Raw genomic sequence first — 18,953 nt, 5'->3', positions numbered from 1 at the left:
GAAGAATAATGAGTTCAGCAGCAATTCAGAATAGCATTGTCAAAGATTTGAAATTGGCTCCGGAAGGACATTTGAAAATTGATTGGGTAGAGGCTCATATGCCGGTTCTTGGCAGAATCCGCAAGCAATTTGAAGCAGAGCAGCCGTTCAAAGGACTGAAGGTAGCTATTTCTTTACATCTTGAGGCGAAGACCGCTTACCTTGCCAAAGTAGTACAAGCAGGGGGCGCTGAGGTTACAATTACAGGTAGTAATCCATTATCGACACAGGATGATGTGTGCGCTGCACTCGTTGAAGATGGTGTAACTGTATTCGCTAAATACAATCCCGAACCAGCTGAATATAAAGAGCTTATGATTCGCGCCCTTGAAAACAAGCCTGATTTGATTATCGATGATGGCGGAGATCTTGTCTCCATTTTGCATTCTGAACGCCCAGACCTCCTTAAAAATGTTCGTGGTGGAGCCGAAGAGACAACTACAGGAATATTGCGGCTTAAGGCAATGGATAAGGAAGGTCAATTAAAATTCCCTATGGTCGCTGTTAATGATGCTTATTGCAAGTATTTGTTTGATAATCGTTACGGTACCGGTCAATCGGTGTGGGATGGAATTAACCGTACAACAAACCTCGTTGTTGCTGGCAAAACCGTTGTTGTTGTTGGTTATGGCTGGTGTGGTAAAGGGGTAGCAATGCGCGCTAAAGGGCTCGGTGCTAATGTGATCGTTACTGAAGTGGATGCAATTAAGGCAGTTGAAGCATACATGGACGGCTTCCACATTATGCCGATGGTTGAAGCAGCTAAACTGGGCGATTTCTTCGTAACAGTAACCGGTAATCGTGATGTAATTCGTGGAGAACACTACGATGTTATGAAGGACGGAGCAATTTTGTCTAATGCGGGTCACTTCGATGTTGAGGTGAACAAGCCGGAATTGAAAGAACGTTCAAGCTCAGTTCGTACTGTTCGTCGTAACATTGAAGAATATCAACTAAACGATGGTCGCAAAATTTATCTGCTCGCAGAAGGCAGATTGGTAAATCTGGCAGCAGGTGACGGACATCCTGCGGAAATTATGGATATGACATTTGCGCTTCAAGCATTGTCGCTGAAATATGTTAATGAACGTTATGAAAAAATCGGTAAAACGGTCGTTAACGTTCCATATGAATTAGACCAGCAGGTTGCTCAATTCAAGCTTGAAAGTCTTGGCTTCGGGATTGATGCTTTGTCTGATGAACAGCGTGTTTATCTTGATAGCTGGCAAGAGCATTAATCTAACAATGAGATAAATTGATGGATAGGAAAGACCTCCCTTGTAATTAAAAGGGAGGTTTTTTGGTATTTGTAAAAAAAATTATGAACTAAAGCAGGAATTTTGGCCTATTTGCAGAATAAATACTATTCAAAGTGGTGGAAAGTGGTGTAAAGTGGGGGAAAGAGGTAAGGGGTGAGTTAGCCAATGTTTATGGGGGAGTTCCAACATAGCATTGATGAAAAGGGCCGAATTATTATTCCGGCCAAGTTTCGCGACCTCCTTGGGACCTCTTTTGTAGTTACCCGCGGTCTGGATCAGTGTCTGTTCGTCTACCCGATGGAAGAATGGGGAGTTATGGAACAGAAGCTGAAGGCTCTGCCGCTTATGAAGTCTGATGCACGTGCATTTACCCGCTTTTTTTTCTCTGGTGCAACAGAATGTGAATGGGATAAACAGGGAAGGGTAAACTTACCCGGCAATTTACGACAATATGCAAAGCTTGAGAAGGATTGTGTTGTCATAGGGGTGTCGAACCGGGTGGAAATATGGAGTAAAGATACGTGGGAGCAATATTTTGAGCAATCAGAAGATAGCTTCAATGAGATTGCTGAAAAGCTAGTTGATTTTAATTTTGATTTATAGACCAATTTAGTCTGGGGGGCTGCAGTCTTGTTTCATCACATCACGGTACTTAAGCAGGAAGCGACAGAAGGGCTGCGCATTAAGCCGGACGGAATTTATGTAGATTGCACTTTAGGCGGCGGAGGACACAGCTCGGTAATATTGTCTCAGCTCAGCGGCAAGGGAAGGCTGATTGCATTTGATCAGGACGATTGGGCACTGGACAATGCTAAAGTACGACTAGCTCCATACGCCGATAGATTAACTTTAGTTAAAAGTAATTTTCGTCATTTACAGAGCAAACTGCTGGAACTTGAAGGGATACCGCAGAATGAGGGTGTTCCCCAAGTAGATGGAATATTGTTTGATCTTGGTGTCTCCTCTCCTCAATTTGATGAGGGAGAACGTGGTTTTAGCTACAATTCCGACGCTCCGCTGGATATGAGGATGGATCAGTCGGCTGACTTGACGGCTCGTGAAATCGTAAATGAATGGCCGGAAAAGGAAATTGCTCGCATCCTGTTTCAATACGGAGAAGAGAAGTTTTCCAGACGGATTGCTAAAGTCATAGTGGAGACTCGTAAGGAGAATCCGATAGAAACGACTGGACAGCTTGTAGAGCTGATTAAAGAGGGTATACCAGCTGCTGCCAGACGGACTGGAGGACATCCTGCCAAACGCAGCTTTCAGGCGCTTAGGATCGCTGTTAACGATGAATTGGGTGCTTTTGAAGAGGGATTGCATGAAGCGATACGTTGTCTTGCTCCCGGCGGCAGAGCATCTGTTATCACCTTTCACTCGCTGGAGGATCGCATCTGCAAGCAGATTTTTGCAAGTTATGTAGAGAAGTGTACATGTCCGCCTGATTTTCCGATGTGTGTATGCGGAGGGAAAGGACAGCTTAAGCTAGTAAATCGTAAACCGTTGGTTCCATCGGAAGAGGAGCTGGCTGAAAATCCGAGAGCACGTTCGGCAAAATTGCGTGTTGCGGAGAAACTGCAATCAATAGCGGAGGAAAAGTAAATGGCCTATACACGGGGGAATTTAGCAGTAAAAGATCAAACCGCGAGACGCGAGCAACAATCTCCGAAATATCGCGAGACAACTAAAGTTGTTACTCGTCGCGCTCCTCTTCCTGTACGGGAGAAGCTGCTGTATATGATGACTGTTGTATTTTGTGTTGCTGTTATGGGCGGCCTTATGATGCAGAACGCTGAGCTCTACGATATCAAACGTCAAATGTACAATCTTGATAAAGAAATTCAGTCTGTAAATGTTGAAGTAAAAGAGCTTGCCATTCAAAAAGAGATGCTAGAGATGAAAATTCCTGAGAAAGCGGCTGAGCTCGGTTATGTTCAACCAGCTGAAGAGGGATTCCACTACGATGTTTCTTCCAATGGAGAGAACGGTTCAAGCAATCAAGATCAAGTAACGACGGCACAGAAATAAAGTTTAAAGAGGTACTGATATGTTTAAGAGAATAAAGCTTCGGACGCTGCTGATAGGGGGATGTATTACCCTCTTTTTTGCTGTATTAATGGGGAAAGTGTTTTGGATACAGGTTGTTCAGGCTGATTTCTGGCAGGAGCATGCGGAAGAACTTTGGTCTAAGAAAAAGATTTTGCCAGCGACTCGCGGGACTATTACGGATCGGAATGGAGATGTTCTGGCTGTAGATGCTCCTGCATACACAGTAGCTATTAATCCTAAAATTATTAATCAGTATAAGCTTGAGGATGAGGTTATCGATGGTCTTCATCAACTTTTGAACAAGGATAAAAATGAGCTCAAGGAATTGATGAACGCCAAGAAAGAGAATGGCGAGCTGTATTCACAGCGAGAGGTTCGCAATGAGGGCTGGAAGATTGATCAATCGCTTCGTGATCAGGTAGAAGGGTTTAAGAATAAGCTCATGAATGAGCACGAGCTCAAAGATGTGGGCATTTATTTGATCAAGGAACAAAAACGCTATTATCCTGAAAATAGTTTGGCAGCACATATACTGGGGTATACAGACCGTGAAGGTAATGCCGTTTCCGGACTTGAAGCCTATTATGATGAAGAACTAAAAGGCGAAGATGGCTACATTGAATATAAAAGCGACGGCAGAGGAATTGAGATTCCAAAAGCCAGTGAAATTTATAACCCTGTGAAGCATGGTAAAAACCTCCAACTGACAATTGACTATACAATACAGTATTATATCGAAGAAGCTATGAAAGAAGCGTATGCAGAGCTGAATCCGATTAGTATGACGGTCATAGCGGCAGATCCGAATACGATGGAAATATTGGGGATGGCGAACTATCCAACTTACAACCCTAATGAATATTGGATGGACGTCGATCAGAAGAACTTTTATAACCATGCAATAAAATCGGTATACGAACCGGGTTCAACCTTTAAAATTGTGACATTGGCCGGTGCGGTGCAGGAGGGTTTGTTTGATCCGAACGCATCTTACTTGTCAGGTAGCATTCGAGTTCCGGGACAGACGATCCATGACCTTAAAAGATCAGGTTGGGGGACTATCTCCTATCTCGAGGGTGTTAAGCGTTCCAGTAACGTTGCATTTGTAAAGCTGGGCTATGAAATATTAGGTCCGGAGCGGTTAAAGGAGTATGTAGACAAATTCGGATTTGGACAAAAAACGGGCATTGAATTGCCTGGTGAAGCTGCCGGTAGAGTTACACCAGTACAACAAGCAGACTTTGCCGCTATGGCTTATGGCCACGGCCAGTTGCTCGTTACCCCTTTGCAGCAGCTTACTGCAGTTTCGGCCGTTGCAAACGGTGGAACACTGCTTGAGCCGCATATCGTCAAGTCCATAACCGACCCTCAATCCGGGGACACCGTGAAGTCGCAAAAGAAAGCAGTACGCCAAATTCTATCGCCTGACAAAGCAAAAGAAGTTGGAGGTTATTTGGAGCAGGTCGTTTCTGATCAGAAAATTGGTACAGGGCGTCACGCTTACATCGAAGGATATCGCATTGCCGGTAAGACGGGTACAGCGGTTAAGCCTGTTAACGGTAAATATGATTACACAAAACAGGTGGTATCCTTTATCGGTTATGCACCAGTCGATGACCCAAAAATTGCGATGATCGTATTGATTGATGAGCCAAGAGACTCTGAGCTCGGCGGTGGTACAGCCGCGGCTCCGATATTTAAAAAGATCGTGAATCAAACCCTCCAATACATGGGCGTAGCTAAAAAATTCAGCGATTCCGAGCAAAAGGGTGCTAATTCAATGGTCAGTGGTACAAAAGTGCCTGATCTCAAAAACCAGACGATTGAAAATGCGAAGAGCACACTTGCTAACTTGGAGATATCCTATGCAACGCTTGGGAAAGGCTCTAAAGTAGTGTCCCAATTTCCTAAGGCAGGAGCCACCCTGAAGACAGGACAGCATATGTATCTATTGACAGAGGACGGAAACAATATGTCAATTCCTAACCTGAAGGGGGAATCGCTTCGGGATGCTATGGAGCTGCTATCGGTTCTAGGGATTCCTGTTACAGCGAAAGGGCAGGGTTACGTCGTATCGCAGTCAGCAACAGAAGAAAATGGTGTGAGAAGGGTAGTTCTTACTCTTGAGCCGTTAATGCCAACGGATGGTCATGATGATGAAGTCACGGATGATAACGCTCAAGAGGAAGAAGTTAACGAAGGTGAGGCCTCCGGATCGTCTCCATAGCTTGTTCTAACCCCTGTTTGTCCTGAATATTCATGAGATGAGATCATCTTATGTCAGGAATGAACAGGGGGCTACTTATGAGAATTTCCAAAGTTACCGTTAGGCGGAGATTGCTGCTGTTATTAGTCATGTTATGTCTGTTGTTTGTGGCGCTTGCTGCGCGGCTTGCATATGTACAGCTCGGAAAAGGTGCCGAATTGTCAGAGAAGGCTGAGGAATCCTGGCGCCGCAACATACCGTATTCGGCGAAGCGTGGTGAAGTTAGTGACCGGAATGGTAATGTTTTAGCTTATAATATAACTACGCCAACCGTGATGGCGATTCCTGTTCAGGTTAAATCGCCAGAGACTACGGCGAAGAGTTTGGCTCCATTGCTGGGCATGAGTGAAGAGGCACTCTATAAGGCGATAACGAAGAGACAATCTATAGTCAGACTACAACCCGGCGGACGCAAAATTACGATGGAGAAGGCGCAAAAAATTCGTGATTTGGCTCTTCCGGGTATTGTTGTTGCTGAGGATAACAAAAGGTATTATCCTTATGGAGGGTTAGCTGCACATATACTTGGCTTTACCGGGGGCTATAATCAGGGACTAACAGGCGTAGAAAGAAAATATGACAGTGAGCTAAGCGGTATGAATGGCAGCGTTTCTTATTTGTCGGATGCAGGCGGAAGATTAATGCCCGGCTCCTCGGAGAAGTATGTAAAGCCGAAGGACGGACTTAATCTTGAGCTTACTATCGACAAATCGATTCAGAGTATTATGGAGCGTGAGCTGGATCAGGCTATGGCAAGGCTTCAGGCTAATTCTGCGTTATCTATCGCTATGAATCCGAAAACAGGCGAAATACTTGCTATGGCGGCGAGACCGGGGTATGAGCCAGATGCTTACCAGGACGTTGATCCAGCGGTCTATAATCGTAATTTGCCGATCTGGATGACTTACGAGCCGGGCTCGACATTCAAGATCATTACACTTGCAGCGGCTTTGGAAGAGAAAAAGGTCAGCTTGAAAAATGAGCGTTTTTTTGATCCGGGGTTTGTAAAGGTAGGGGGAGCTACACTTCGCTGTTGGAAAAGAGGAGGACACGGCAGCCAGACTTTTCTGCAGGTTGTCGAGAATTCTTGTAACCCGGGGTTTGTCGCATTGGGACAACGTCTTGGCAAAGAGACATTGTTCAAATATATTAAAAATTTTGGGTTCGGGAGCAAGACAGGGATTGATCTGGCTGGTGAAGAGAATGGTATCCTTTTTAAATTGTCTCAGGTAGGTCCGGTTGAACTTGCGACGACTTCCTTTGGTCAGGGTGTATCCGTTACTCCAATTCAACAGATTACAGCAGTATCTGCGGCGATTAATGGGGGCAAGCTTTTTAAACCCTATGTTGCCAAAGCATGGACTAATCCGGAAAGTGGAGATATCGTTAGCGAGAATTCGCCACAGTTGGTTCGTCAGGTAATCTCTGAAGAAACGTCCAAACAGGTGAGAGAAGCGCTTGAGAGTGTCGTAGCTAATGGAACGGGCGGTAACGCATTTATTGATGGTTATCGCGTTGGCGGAAAGACAGGGACAGCCCAGAAGGTTATCAATGGTCGCTATTCACAGAATGAGCACATCGTTTCTTTCATTGGTTTTGCTCCTGCGGATGATCCGCAAATCGTCGTTTACACCGCGGTGGACAATCCGCAAGGTATTCAGTTTGGCGGAGTTGTTGCTGCTCCGATCGTACGCAGCATTCTTGCTGACGCTCTGGAATACATGAAGGTTCCACGCCGAGACGATCAGGTAGCAAAGAAGTACAAATACGGTGAGGTTCCTATTGTTACTGTGCCTGATCTCATGGGGCAAAGTGTACAGGAAATTTATGAGGATTTGAATATGAATTTTAACCTTGCAAAATCAGGTGCAGGTAATGTAGTAATTAATCAATCGCCTAAAGCTGGAGCAAGGGTGGAACGTGGTTCAACAATTCGTATTTATATGGGTAGTGAAGGTGATGCTGAAGAGGAGCATGCCGATCATGAACATGATTAACAAATTTTGGGTGATAATATAAATATGATTTTTTAGAATGTGACGGAGGGGTAGCCTATGCTGCTTAAAGATCTAGCAACTTACTTAATAGCTTCAGAAATTAATGGTGATGATGAGGTCCATTGTAATGGAATAGCGATAGATTCCCGTAAGGTTCAGGCTGGAGATTTGTTTTTGTGTCTTCCCGGTCATACGGTAGATGGACATGATTATGGAGCGCAAGCCATGGCTCAAGGAGCAGTAGCGCTTGTTGTGGAACGTTGGCTGGAAGAAGTGCCGCTGCCTCAGCTGAAAGTAAAAGATTGCCGCCTTGCGATGGCTGTGCTGAGTAATGCTTTTTTTGAATCTCCAAGTTCACAAATGAAGGTCATCGGGGTTACGGGAACGAACGGTAAGACGACGACAACTTATTTGATTGAACGTATTCTTGAAGACCAACATAAAACTACTGGATTGATCGGAACGATTCAGCGCAAATGTGCTGGTCAGGTATTCCCGATGTCGGGAACTACTCCAGAGTCCCTTGATTTACAGCGCTATTTGCATGAGATGGTTGAAGCTGATACTCAGTATTGTGTTATGGAAGTATCGTCTCACGCTCTTGAACAGGGACGAGTAAAAGGAACGCATTTCCGTACCGCTATTTTTACTAATCTGACGCAAGATCATTTGGATTATCACAAAACGATGGATGAATACAGAGCGGCCAAGGGATTGATGTTCTCTCGTCTTGGCAATGTGTATCAGAATGATTACTCGGAGCGTAGTTATGCGGTACTGAATGCAGATGATGAGGCTTCTTATTATTTTGCCAAGCAGACAGCTGCAGAGGTCATCACATATGGTGTAGAGCATGATGCCGATCTGCGAGCCTCCAACATCTCTATTACAGCAAAAGGAACCTCTTTCCACGTGGATTCGTTTGCAGGCAGCATCGATATTTCTCTTCGAATGGTTGGTAAATTTAACGTATATAACGCTCTTGCTGCTATCGCAGCCGCATTGATTGAAGGTATTTCATTGAAAGATATCAAGAAAAGCCTTGAGTCAATCAAAGGTGTTGAGGGGCGTGTTGAAGCTGTAGACGAAGGGCAGGATTTTGCAGTAATTGTTGACTATGCACATACACCTGACGGACTTGAGAATGTACTTCGTACAGTTAACGAATTTGCGAAAGGTCGGGTTATTTGCGTATTTGGATGTGGTGGAGATCGTGACCGCACTAAAAGACCGATTATGGGGAAAATCGCAGCCAGGCTGTCCCACTATGTGATTGTAACATCAGATAATCCACGTACTGAAAATCCTGAAGCAATACTTGAAGATATTAAGCAGGGTCTAGTTGAGATAAATGTGCCTACTGATACTTATGAGTTGATTGTAGATCGTCACGAAGCCATTCAAAAGGCTATTGAAATGGCAAGCCATGAAGATGTAGTATTGATTGCGGGGAAAGGCCATGAAACCTACCAACTGATCGGTAACAAAGTGCTTGATTTCGATGATCGTATTGTTGCCAAAGAAGCGATAAGGGGTTTAGTACAGTGATAAATAGAAAACTAGCGGAAATCGCCGCGATGTGTGGCGGAGAGCTCGCAAACGTTGATGATTCCGAGATTGCTATACAGGGAGTCGTGACGGACTCTCGTAATATTGATTCAGGCTGTCTGTTCGTTCCTCTCGTAGGAGAGAAATTTGACGGGCATAATTTCGCAGGAGATTGCCTGGCAGCTGGTGCCAGCGCGATATTGTGGGAGAAGGCTAACGGTATGCCGCCTGGTCCTGGCGTTTTGGTAGAGAATACACTTGAGGCTTTGCAGCAACTGGCTGCAAGCTATTTAGCACAAAGCGGCGCTAAAGTCATTGGCATTACGGGAAGCAACGGAAAGACGACGACGAAGGATATAGTTTTTTCTTTGCTGTCAACCACCTATAAAGTGCACAAGACACAAGGTAATTTTAATAACCATATCGGACTTCCACTAACGATCTTGTTGATGCCGGAAGATTGTGATATTGCTGTTCTGGAAATGGGTATGAGCGGTCGCCATGAAATTGAGCTGTTATCTAAATTGGCTAAGCCAGAGACGGCGATCGTGACGAATATTGGAGAATCCCACTTGCTCCAGCTTGGTTCCAGACTCGAAATTGCAAGAGCGAAGCTCGAAATTTTGAGTGGGATGAAGCAAGGTGGACTTCTTGTTTATAATGGGGACGAACCATTGCTGAATATAGTGTTATCTGAAGAGTCTACAGCGAAGCCTGAGGGTCTTCGAAAGTCTACATTTGGTTTAAGCGGGGATAATGATGATTATCCAAGCGGGATCATGTTTGCGGACGGTAAAACATTGTTTACTTCACATCTCATAGGAAATATGACTCTGGAACTGCCGCTTCTTGGTGAGCATAATGTGATTAATTGTCTCGCTGCCCTGACGGTAGCTCGTCATTATGGCGTGTCTGTGCAAGGGATACAGGAAGGACTGCGGAATGTAGAGCTTACAGGGATGCGGATTGAGATGATAACCGGTACCAGCGGAATTACGGTTCTGAACGATGCCTATAACGCCAGTCCGACTTCGATGAAGGCGGCAATTCTTGTGCTTGAGCGAATGAAAGGCTACCGGAATAAAATAGCGGTGCTTGGAGATATGCTTGAGCTTGGAGATTCCGAGGAAGAGTATCATAGAGAAGTTGGTGCATTTGTAAGCACCAGCAAGCTTGACTATCTATTTACTTATGGCAAGCTTGGTGAGCTTATCGCTGAAGGTGCCGGAGATGCATTGGACGCGAATCACATTTTTGCATATCATGATAAAAGCGAATTGATCCACAAGCTGGAGTCCATTGTGAACCCGAAGGATATCGTTCTGGTGAAGGGCTCACGCGGAATGAAGCTTGAGGAAGTTGTCGAAGCCATCAAAGCTAGCAGTCTTCATAAATAATATCAGCAAAAAGGGGGTGAACCCATGGATTTTGGATTAATTTTGTTAACGATAGGTGTTTCTTTTATTCTTGCAGTTATTTTGGCTCCATTATTAATTCCACTTTTGCGGCGCATGAAATTTGGACAACAAATTCGTGATGAGGGGCCGAAAAGCCATCTCAAAAAAGCAGGTACACCGACAATGGGCGGGATCGTCATTGTACTGGCGTTTACATTGGCTTTTCTTAAGTTTTCTGTAGTAAATACGGACTTCTATGTATTGTTAGTCGCTACTCTCGGATTCGGGCTTATTGGATTTTTAGATGATTATATCAAAATCGTTTTTAAACGATCCCTGGGACTTACACCTAGACAAAAATTGTTCGGACAGCTTCTGTTTGCTGGTATTGTATGTGCGCTGCTAATTTCCGAAGGACATAGTACGGCTATTGGTATCCCGGGTACAAATATTTCCTTTGACTGGGGAGCTTGGTTTTATTATCCTTTTATCATCATCATGATGCTCGCTATTAGCAATGCAGTTAACTTTACGGACGGTCTAGATGGATTGCTGTCGGGGGTTAGTGCAATTGCTTTCGGCGCATATGCTGTGATAGCAATGCAGGCTACATCGATTCCTGCTGCGGTTTGTGCTGCTGCCATGATCGGGGCTGTACTAGGGTTTCTTGTATTTAATGCGCACCCTGCTAAAGTGTTTATGGGTGATACAGGTTCACTCGGAATCGGCGGAGCGATTGCGGCCATAGCTATTGTGACGAAAAGTGAGTTATTGTTTCTTGTGATCGGTGGGATTTTTGTTATTGAAATGCTGTCTGTCGTATTGCAGGTTGTATCCTTCAAAACGCGTGGCAAGAGAATATTTAAGATGAGTCCGATTCACCATCATTTTGAATTGTCAGGTTGGTCGGAATGGCGGGTAGTCGTCACTTTTTGGGCTGTTGGCCTGCTGCTGGCAAGTATCGGACTTTATTTGAACAAGGGGCTGTAGAGATGAATCATCCAGAACAATACCTTGGACAGCAAATAGTTGTCCTCGGTTTAGCAAAAAGCGGTGTGGGAGTCGCCAAAACCTTGCATCATCTTGGCGCGGTCGTAACTGTAAATGATAAGAAGGACAGAGAGCAATGTCCCGAAGCATCCGAGTTGGAGGCTTTGGGAATTTCTGTTGTATGCGGGGGACATCCAGAAGGCCTGATTCATTCTGGTGTTAAACTTGTCGTCAAGAACCCAGGTATTCCTTATTCTGCACCGCCCGTCGCTAAGGCATTGGAGCTTGGTATTGATGTTGTGACTGAAGTAGAGGTTGCCTATCACTTGTGCAAGGCTCCGATCATCGGTATTACGGGCTCGAACGGAAAAACGACGACGACCACATGGATTGGTAAAATGTTGGAAGCAGCAGGGCTTCATCCTATTGTTGCGGGAAATATTGGTACACCACTGTGCGATGCTGCCGAGTCGGCCCAAGCCGATCATTGGATGGTAGCGGAATTAAGCAGCTTCCAGCTCAAAGGAACTGAGGATTTTGCTCCAAGAGTGGCTGTGCTCCTTAACGTTGCGGAGACGCATCTGGATTATCATGGGACGATGGAGGATTATGTTGGTTCCAAAGCCAAGCTTTTTGCTAACCAACAGAAAACCGACACGGCTGTTATCAATTGGGACGACCCTGTGTGTCGTGAGCTTGTTCCACATATCGAAGCCACTCTTTTACCATTTTCAATGACAGAAGAATTGCAGGTTAGTGGTGTATTCGTGCAGCCGTCCTATTTGCCTGGAGTCGAGGATGATATTGACCGTTCCATAGTTTATCGTGATCAGAAATTAGAGTTACATCACATTGTCAAAGTTAGCGAGATTGCTCTGCCAGGTAGATTCAATGTTGAAAATGCATTAGCAGCGATTGCCGCTTCATTGGCAGCAGGCGCAACACCAGAATCACTTGCACAGCCTCTATCAACATTTAGAGGGGTTGAGCATCGTCTTGAATTTGTTGAGAATAAACATGGAGTTACTTATTACAACAATTCCAAAGCGACGAATTCCAAAGCTACCATAATGGCTTTAGGTGCATTAAATGCTCCGATCGTCCTTATTGCTGGAGGACTTGACCGTGGTTCCGATTATATGGAATTGCTTCCTTCCTTCGAGAAAAAAATCAAAGCGATCGTAGTTTTAGGCCAGACAAAAGAAAAAATAGCAAATGTTGCGAAGCTGGCGGGTCTATCTCATATCGTGGTTGTCGATACTGGTGACAGCGCCGCTCAAACATTGCAAACTGCGCTGAAGGAGGCTTCCAGCCTGACTGACCCAGGAGATGTCGTGCTCTTGTCACCGGCATGCGCCAGCTGGGATATGTTTGACTCCTATGAAGAGCGTGGACGCATTTTTAAAGAGGCGGTGCATACCCTTTAAGTAGGGGGGTGGAAAAGCCCCTACTTTCTGTTAAGAGGTGGCTTCCACGATGGGCAAAAGTCGCTTGGCACCGGATTATTGGCTGCTGGCTAGCGTCTTAGGATTGCTGGCAATCGGAATGGTTATGGTTTATAGTGCGGGCTCAGTACTCGCTTTTCATGACTACGGGGATTCATTCTATTTTGTAAAGCGCCAAATCCTGTTCGCTGTTCTTGGTCTCGTTGCGATGTTTTTTACAATGAATCTGGATTATCGTATTTTGAAAAAGTATGCTAAGATCGGACTGATTCTTTGTTTTGCTCTGCTCGTTATCGTTCTTATACCAGGTATTGGCGAAGTGCGTGGAGGAGCTAGAAGCTGGCTTGGAATCAGTTCGTTTGGCATTCAGCCATCGGAATTTATGAAGCTGGGTATGATTCTGTTTCTATCGTTTTGGCTAAGTAAGGAAGATTATAGAATTAATTTGTTTACGAGAGGTCTCCTTCCTCCATTGGGAGTGACAGGGTTAGCTTTTGGACTTATTATGCTTCAGCCTGACCTCGGCACCGGTACAGTTATGCTGGGAGCTTCACTCCTTATTGTCTTTACTGCGGGAGCACGCATCAGACATTTGGCCGGACTTGCCGCGTTTGGAGCACTCGGGTTTGTTGGCTTGATTCTTGCTGCACCGTATCGTCTTCAGCGGATTACTGCTTTTCTTGATCCTTGGTCAGACCCACTAGGCGCGGGATATCAGATCATTCAATCGCTTTATGCGATCGGACCTGGCGGATTGGCAGGACTCGGACTCGGTATGAGCAGACAAAAATACAGCTACGTGCCTGAACCACAGACGGATTTTATTTTTTCCATTTTGGCTGAAGAGACAGGATTCATAGGAGGATTGCTTGTACTGATTCTCTTTTTGATTTTGGTGTGGCGGGGGATGAGGGTGGCGATGACCGTAGATGACATGTTTGGAAGTTTGCTTGCGGTCGGTATCGTCGGTATGGTTGGCGTTCAAGTCGTCATCAATATTGGGGTTGTCATCGGCCTCATGCCTGTCACAGGTATTACTCTGCCGCTGATCAGCTATGGAGGATCATCTTTGACGCTTATGCTGACAGCACTAGGTATTTTACTTAATTTATCACGTTATGCGAGGTGAAATTATGCGCGTCGTTCTAAGTGGCGGTGGAACAGGGGGACATATCTATCCTGCTCTAGCCGTTGCCAGCCAATTCGCCGCAGAGCATCCTGATACGGAATTTTTGTATATCGGCGGGGAACGAGGGCTGGAAGGCTCTTTGGTAACTAAAGCAAATATTCCATTTGAAGCTATTAATATTTCAGGTTTTCGTAGAAAAGTATCCTTTGAAAATGTCAAAACGATCGTGCGATTTCTCAGAGGAATAGGTTCATCTAAAAAGCTCATTAAAGATTTTAAACCGGATGTAGTGATTGGTACCGGCGGCTATGTGTGCGGACCAGTTGTTTATGCAGCGGCCAAGCTTGGCATTCCGACCGTTATTCACGAACAGAATGCAGTGCCAGGTCTTACTAACCGGTTTCTAAGCAAATACGTGTCGACAGTCGCTGTCAGCTTCGAAGGATCGGGTGTATCTTTTCCGCAGGCTAAAAAGATTCTATACACCGGTAATCCACGGGCTACAACAGTGTATGAGGCTGATAAAAACAAAGGATATGAATCGTTGGGATTGCCACAAGACAGCTCCATTGTATTAATTACGTCAGGCAGCCGAGGTGCCAGAGCAATCAATGATGCCATGATCGACATGATTCCCGAATTGAAAAAGCTAGGTCATATTCAGTTCATATTTGTTACTGGCGACAATTACTATCAATCAGCCATAGATACTATCGTGTCTAAGTATGGATCACTGCCAGGCAATCTAAAGGTATTGCCGTATGTTCATAATATGCCTGAGGTTCTTGCCTCTACTTCTCTTATCGTTAATCGGGCAGGTGCAAGCTTTCTGGCAGAAATTACGTCTCTTGGCATTCCTTCAATTCTAATTCCTTCGCCTAACGTAACGAATAATCATCAGGAGAAAAATGCCCGTACGTTGGAAAAGGCGGGAGCGGCGGAAGTGATTTTGGAGCCTGAGCTAACTGGCAATTCTCTCTATCAGTCCATTGAGCGTATTATGAATGATCATCGTCTTCATTTATCCATGTCATCAGCTTCACGTAAACTAGGCAAACCAGATTCCGCTCATCTTATTGTTAAAGAGATGCGTGAGCTGGTGAAGCAGACGAAACGCAGTTAAGATAAACCGGGCTAAACCCTGCTCTGGGCGAGTGTCACACTCTTCGTTAAGAAGGCATAGTATACCGTATACAAGGTGACATATTTTTGTGGAGAGCAGGAGGCAGGATGTGTTCCTTCTCTTGTCTCTACGGACCCAGGTGCCGGCGCAGCCAAACGGTAATACCGGAGGGACACTTATCATTTATTAGTGTGTTTTTCAGGGTATTTCCGTTAGTTAATCAGGGAGGGATTTTGCGATGCAGCAGTGGATTTCGAAATTATCACAACATGAAGTCGGTACGGTATTGTTAAACGAACCGATGTCTAAATATACAACTTGGAAAATCGGTGGTCCCGCTGACGCCTTAATCGTTCCTGAGAACAAACTACAGCTCAGCAACCTCATCAGATTGCTCCACGAAGAGCAGATTCCTTGGATGATGGTCGGCAAGGGCTCCAATATGCTTGTCTCGGATCAAGGCATTCGCGGCGCTGTGATCAAGCTGGGGCAAGAGCTGGAGCAGATTAAGTTTTCTGGAACGGAAGTCAATGCCGGAGGCGGTGCTTCCTTCGTCAGATTGAGTATTATGGCTGGAAAGCAGGGTATGACCGGGCTGGAATTTGCTGGCGGAATCCCTGGTACGGTTGGGGGGGCCGTATATATGAATGCCGGTGCTCATGGGTCCGATGTGTCACACATATTCAAATCAGCTGAAATTGTTCTGGAGACAGGTGAATTGGTAACCTATACTGCAGAGGATATGGCGTTTGCTTATCGACATTCCATTCTTCATGATCAGCGTGGCATTGTGGTCGAGGCTCAATTTTCCTTGAAGGAGGGAGATCGTCTTGAGATTGCAGCGGCGATGGCAGCTTATAAGGACCGTCGTCGTAAAACTCAGCCCCTCCAGCAGCCATGCGCGGGAAGTGTGTTCCGTAATCCGCAAGGTGATCATGCAGCTAGATTAATTGAAGCTGCTGGCCTGAAGGGCCTGAGAGTAGGTGGAGCCGAAGTATCTACGCTGCATGCCAATTTCATCGTCAATACCGGGCAAGCGACAGCAGAGGACGTTCTTACGCTCATGGAGCAAATAAAGGACACCATCGCTTCGAAATATGAAATCGCTCTGGTGCCAGAAGTCTTCTTCGTGGGTGAACGGTAAACTCGGAGGTGATACATTGGACAAATTGGTGATCGAAGGCGGGAGACCCCTATCAGGATCCATTCGTATCCATGGAGCGAAAAATGCAGCACTACCGATTATGGCGGCAAGTCTGCTATGTGAAGGTAAGGTGCAACTTCAAAATGTTCCCCGATTGCTCGATATTGACGTCATGCTGGGCATATTGAATCGACTGGGCTGCTCAGCGATTCATAAGGGCGATACCGTGATCGTTGAAACCAGCGGGGCGAATACTTGTCATGTGCCGGAAGATTTGATGAAGCAGATGCGTTCATCTATTTTTCTAATGGGGCCGCTATTGGCCAGATTTGGTGAAGTGTGCATTTATCAGCCCGGAGGATGTGCGATTGGAGAACGAAAGATTGACCTGCATCTGAGAGGACTTTCTGCTCTCGGTGCAAAGATTGAGGAGAACGATCATCAAATTTGGTGCAGAGCCAGCAAGCTTAAAGGAAATGACATTCATCTGGATTTTCCTAGCGTTGGTGCGACCGAGAATATTATGATGGCGGCGGCGCTGGCCGAAGGAACCACCATTATATCAAATGCGGCGCGGGAGCCGGAAATTCAAGATCTTCAGCATTTTTTGAATGCTATGGGTGCGCGTATTATGGGAGCAGGAACGGATACGATTACCATTCAGGGGGTGTCAAGGCTTGAACCTTGTGATTACGAAATTATCCCTGATCGAATTGTAGCCGGAACCGTACTAATCGCCGCTGCTGCAACCAGGGGGACAGTTACACTTACTCATACGTATCCGTCTCATTTAACATCGCTCTTTCATGTATTGCGCCGGGCTGGTGTTCAAATCGGGGCTTACAATGATATAATAACCATAAGTAGCATAGGACGTCCGAAGGCTATTGAACGTATAGTAACCTCGCCATATCCTTCTTTTCCAACGGATTTACAATCCCAAATTATGGTATTGTTATCTCTTGCTGATGGACTAAGTCTGATGAAAGAGACAGTGTTCGAAGGAAGATTCAAGCACGTAGACGAATTGGTGCGCATGGGTGCGGATATTACAGTTGACATGAATTCGGCCTTTATTCGCGGCGTACCTAGATTATACGGTGCTACGGTAGAGGCGACGGATCTTAGGGCAGGTGCTGCACTGGTAATAGCCGGATTAGCGGCTCAGGGCAAGACAGTTGTGGAGCAGATTCATCATATTGATCGGGGTTACGACCGTATTGAATTGCTGTTTCAGCGTCTTGGAGGTGTAATGCATCGGGAAGCTCCTATACTAAGGCAATTGGATCTAGCGTGAATATGAACGCCCGGACGATCCCCTCCTCAGGAGGGGATATGGGCTTTATTTCTATTAATTAATGTATGATCAAAAGCTTGCTTTTTGAACTACCAGTAAAATGAGTGTTCAAAAAGTGAGGTTTTCAGCACCGAGAAGGTTGAATGAAGTGAAGGACCGAGGAGCGGAGCGTACTTTAAGAGTACGCGAGCACCGGAGGGCCAAGCTGAATTCAAGATTCGAAGTCGAATATGCTTCATAGTAATTCATCGTGATCAAAAGCTTGCTTTTTGAACTACCAGTAAATGAGTGTTCAAAAAGTGAAGTTTTCAGCACCGAGAAGGTTGAATGAAGTGAAGGACCGAGGAGCGGAGCGTACTTTAAGAGTACGCGAGCACCGGAGGGCCAAGCTGAATTCAAGATTCGAAGTCGAATATGCTTCAAGGAATTCATCGTGATCAAAAACTTGCTTTTTGAACTACCTTTATAGTATCGGAGAAATGTTATGCCAAAAGAGAGTATGCCCATCCTAAAAGACCCTATACCGAAAAAGAAAGGCAGCAGGAAAGTTGCAGTCATTCTTTTTCTGTTATTTCTGACCCTGTTATGCATATTGTTCTTTCGATCTTCCTTAAGTAAAATTTCGGAGATCACGTTTAAGGGGAACACCTACTCTACTAACACTGAGCTTCTTGAAATCAGCGGTCTGAAGACTGGGGCACCCTTTTTTGGGACAAGCGCTGATAAAATCCGCAACAAATTGCTAACAGTGCCTTCTATTGATGAGGTTGTTGTGAACAAATCTTTTCCGGGGTCTGTAGAAATTATTGTTACGGAGCATGCTCTCGCAGCTTATGAACTTACTCCGGATGGATTGCTTAAAGGTTTGCTGGCAAATGGAACAAAGATAGATCTGGTGAACGGTTCGATGCCGATGGATAAACCGATTTTGACGGGATGGGAAGAGAGTGATCCAAATTTGTCCAAGCTGTGCAGTACGCTTGCCAATATTCCTGATTCGCTAGTATCGGATATTTCCGAAATTACGCCTTCACCGACGTTATCTTATCCTGACCGAATCAAAATGTACACAAGATCACGTTTTGAAGTGATTTCTGCTATTTCATTATTGGCGGGAAAAGCCGAATATATGAATATGATTATGGAATCTCAGGATCCTGGTATGTTAACTTTACTGGATGCTGATACGTATGTACCTTACAGCTCGTCAGACAGTGAAGATGGTGGATAAAATGAGACTACTCATGCGTGGGAAATAATGATAAAA

15 protein-coding genes are annotated in these 18,953 nt (G+C 45.2%); all 15 read left to right on the top strand.

Features of this window, described 5'->3' with window-relative positions; genetic code table 11:
* The first annotated feature begins 8 nt into the window (after window positions 1-8).
* The 15 genes from BLS49_RS02805 to BLS49_RS02735 all read left to right on the top strand — a co-directional run bounded on the left by BLS49_RS02805 (window position 9) and on the right by BLS49_RS02735 (window position 18,917).
* On the top strand, window positions 9-1,277 hold the full coding sequence (locus BLS49_RS02805; protein ID WP_091226565.1) for an adenosylhomocysteinase: 1,269 nt from the start codon (window positions 9-11) through the stop codon (window positions 1,275-1,277).
* A gap of 186 nt (window positions 1,278-1,463) precedes the next feature.
* Window positions 1,464-1,901, top strand: coding sequence for a division/cell wall cluster transcriptional repressor MraZ (gene mraZ / locus BLS49_RS02800; protein ID WP_091226563.1), 438 nt, complete (start codon window positions 1,464-1,466; stop codon window positions 1,899-1,901).
* 27 nt (window positions 1,902-1,928) lie between these two features.
* Window positions 1,929-2,903, top strand: coding sequence for a 16S rRNA (cytosine(1402)-N(4))-methyltransferase RsmH (rsmH, locus tag BLS49_RS02795; RefSeq protein WP_091226561.1), 975 nt, complete (start codon window positions 1,929-1,931; stop codon window positions 2,901-2,903).
* Window positions 2,904-3,329 (top strand): hypothetical protein, encoded by a 426-nt coding sequence (locus tag BLS49_RS02790; protein ID WP_091226560.1) that lies wholly within the window; start codon window positions 2,904-2,906, stop codon window positions 3,327-3,329. It abuts the gene before it with no gap.
* Between the two features lie 19 nt (window positions 3,330-3,348).
* A complete protein-coding gene (locus BLS49_RS02785) occupies window positions 3,349-5,577 on the top strand; it encodes a penicillin-binding protein (RefSeq protein WP_091226558.1) in 2,229 nt (742 codons plus the stop codon).
* Window positions 5,578-5,654: 77 nt separating this feature from the next.
* The gene (locus BLS49_RS02780; protein WP_091226557.1) at window positions 5,655-7,613 is read left to right on the top strand and encodes a stage V sporulation protein D; all 1,959 of its coding nucleotides are present in this window, start codon (window positions 5,655-5,657) and stop codon (window positions 7,611-7,613) included.
* Between the two features lie 57 nt (window positions 7,614-7,670).
* Window positions 7,671-9,161, top strand: coding sequence for a UDP-N-acetylmuramoyl-L-alanyl-D-glutamate--2,6-diaminopimelate ligase (locus tag BLS49_RS02775; RefSeq protein ID WP_091226555.1), 1,491 nt, complete (start codon window positions 7,671-7,673; stop codon window positions 9,159-9,161).
* Window positions 9,161-10,558, top strand: coding sequence for a UDP-N-acetylmuramoyl-tripeptide--D-alanyl-D-alanine ligase (locus BLS49_RS02770; protein ID WP_342707168.1), 1,398 nt, complete (start codon window positions 9,161-9,163; stop codon window positions 10,556-10,558). The genes BLS49_RS02775 and BLS49_RS02770 overlap by 1 nt, the downstream gene beginning before the upstream one ends.
* Window positions 10,559-10,582: 24 nt before the next feature.
* Complete coding sequence (gene mraY / locus BLS49_RS02765; protein ID WP_091226552.1) at window positions 10,583-11,548, top strand: phospho-N-acetylmuramoyl-pentapeptide-transferase; 966 nt, start codon at window positions 10,583-10,585, stop codon at window positions 11,546-11,548.
* Window positions 11,549-11,550: 2 nt separating this feature from the next.
* Entirely contained in the window at window positions 11,551-12,975 is a 1,425-nt protein-coding gene (murD, locus tag BLS49_RS02760; protein WP_091226551.1) for a UDP-N-acetylmuramoyl-L-alanine--D-glutamate ligase, read from the top strand.
* A gap of 49 nt (window positions 12,976-13,024) precedes the next feature.
* Entirely contained in the window at window positions 13,025-14,122 is a 1,098-nt protein-coding gene (spoVE, locus tag BLS49_RS02755; RefSeq protein ID WP_091226549.1) for a stage V sporulation protein E, read from the top strand.
* Between the two features lie 4 nt (window positions 14,123-14,126).
* The gene (murG, locus tag BLS49_RS02750) at window positions 14,127-15,245 is read left to right on the top strand and encodes an undecaprenyldiphospho-muramoylpentapeptide beta-N-acetylglucosaminyltransferase (RefSeq protein ID WP_091226548.1); all 1,119 of its coding nucleotides are present in this window, start codon (window positions 14,127-14,129) and stop codon (window positions 15,243-15,245) included.
* Between the two features lie 238 nt (window positions 15,246-15,483).
* Complete coding sequence (gene murB, locus BLS49_RS02745; RefSeq protein WP_091226546.1) at window positions 15,484-16,389, top strand: UDP-N-acetylmuramate dehydrogenase; 906 nt, start codon at window positions 15,484-15,486, stop codon at window positions 16,387-16,389.
* Between the two features lie 16 nt (window positions 16,390-16,405).
* Window positions 16,406-17,686, top strand: a complete 1,281-nt coding sequence (gene murA / locus BLS49_RS02740; RefSeq protein WP_091226544.1) for a UDP-N-acetylglucosamine 1-carboxyvinyltransferase — start codon at window positions 16,406-16,408, stop codon at window positions 17,684-17,686.
* A 484-nt stretch (window positions 17,687-18,170) separates the two neighbouring features.
* Window positions 18,171-18,917 (top strand): cell division protein FtsQ/DivIB, encoded by a 747-nt coding sequence (locus BLS49_RS02735; RefSeq protein ID WP_091226543.1) that lies wholly within the window; start codon window positions 18,171-18,173, stop codon window positions 18,915-18,917.
* The last annotated feature ends 36 nt before the right edge of the window (window positions 18,918-18,953 follow it).

Source organism: Fontibacillus panacisegetis, from assembly GCF_900102215.1.
Classification (GTDB): domain Bacteria; phylum Bacillota; class Bacilli; order Paenibacillales; family Paenibacillaceae; genus Fontibacillus; species Fontibacillus panacisegetis.
Note: the sequence above shows the minus strand (reverse complement) of the source record. Positions and strands in the feature narration are given on the sequence as shown.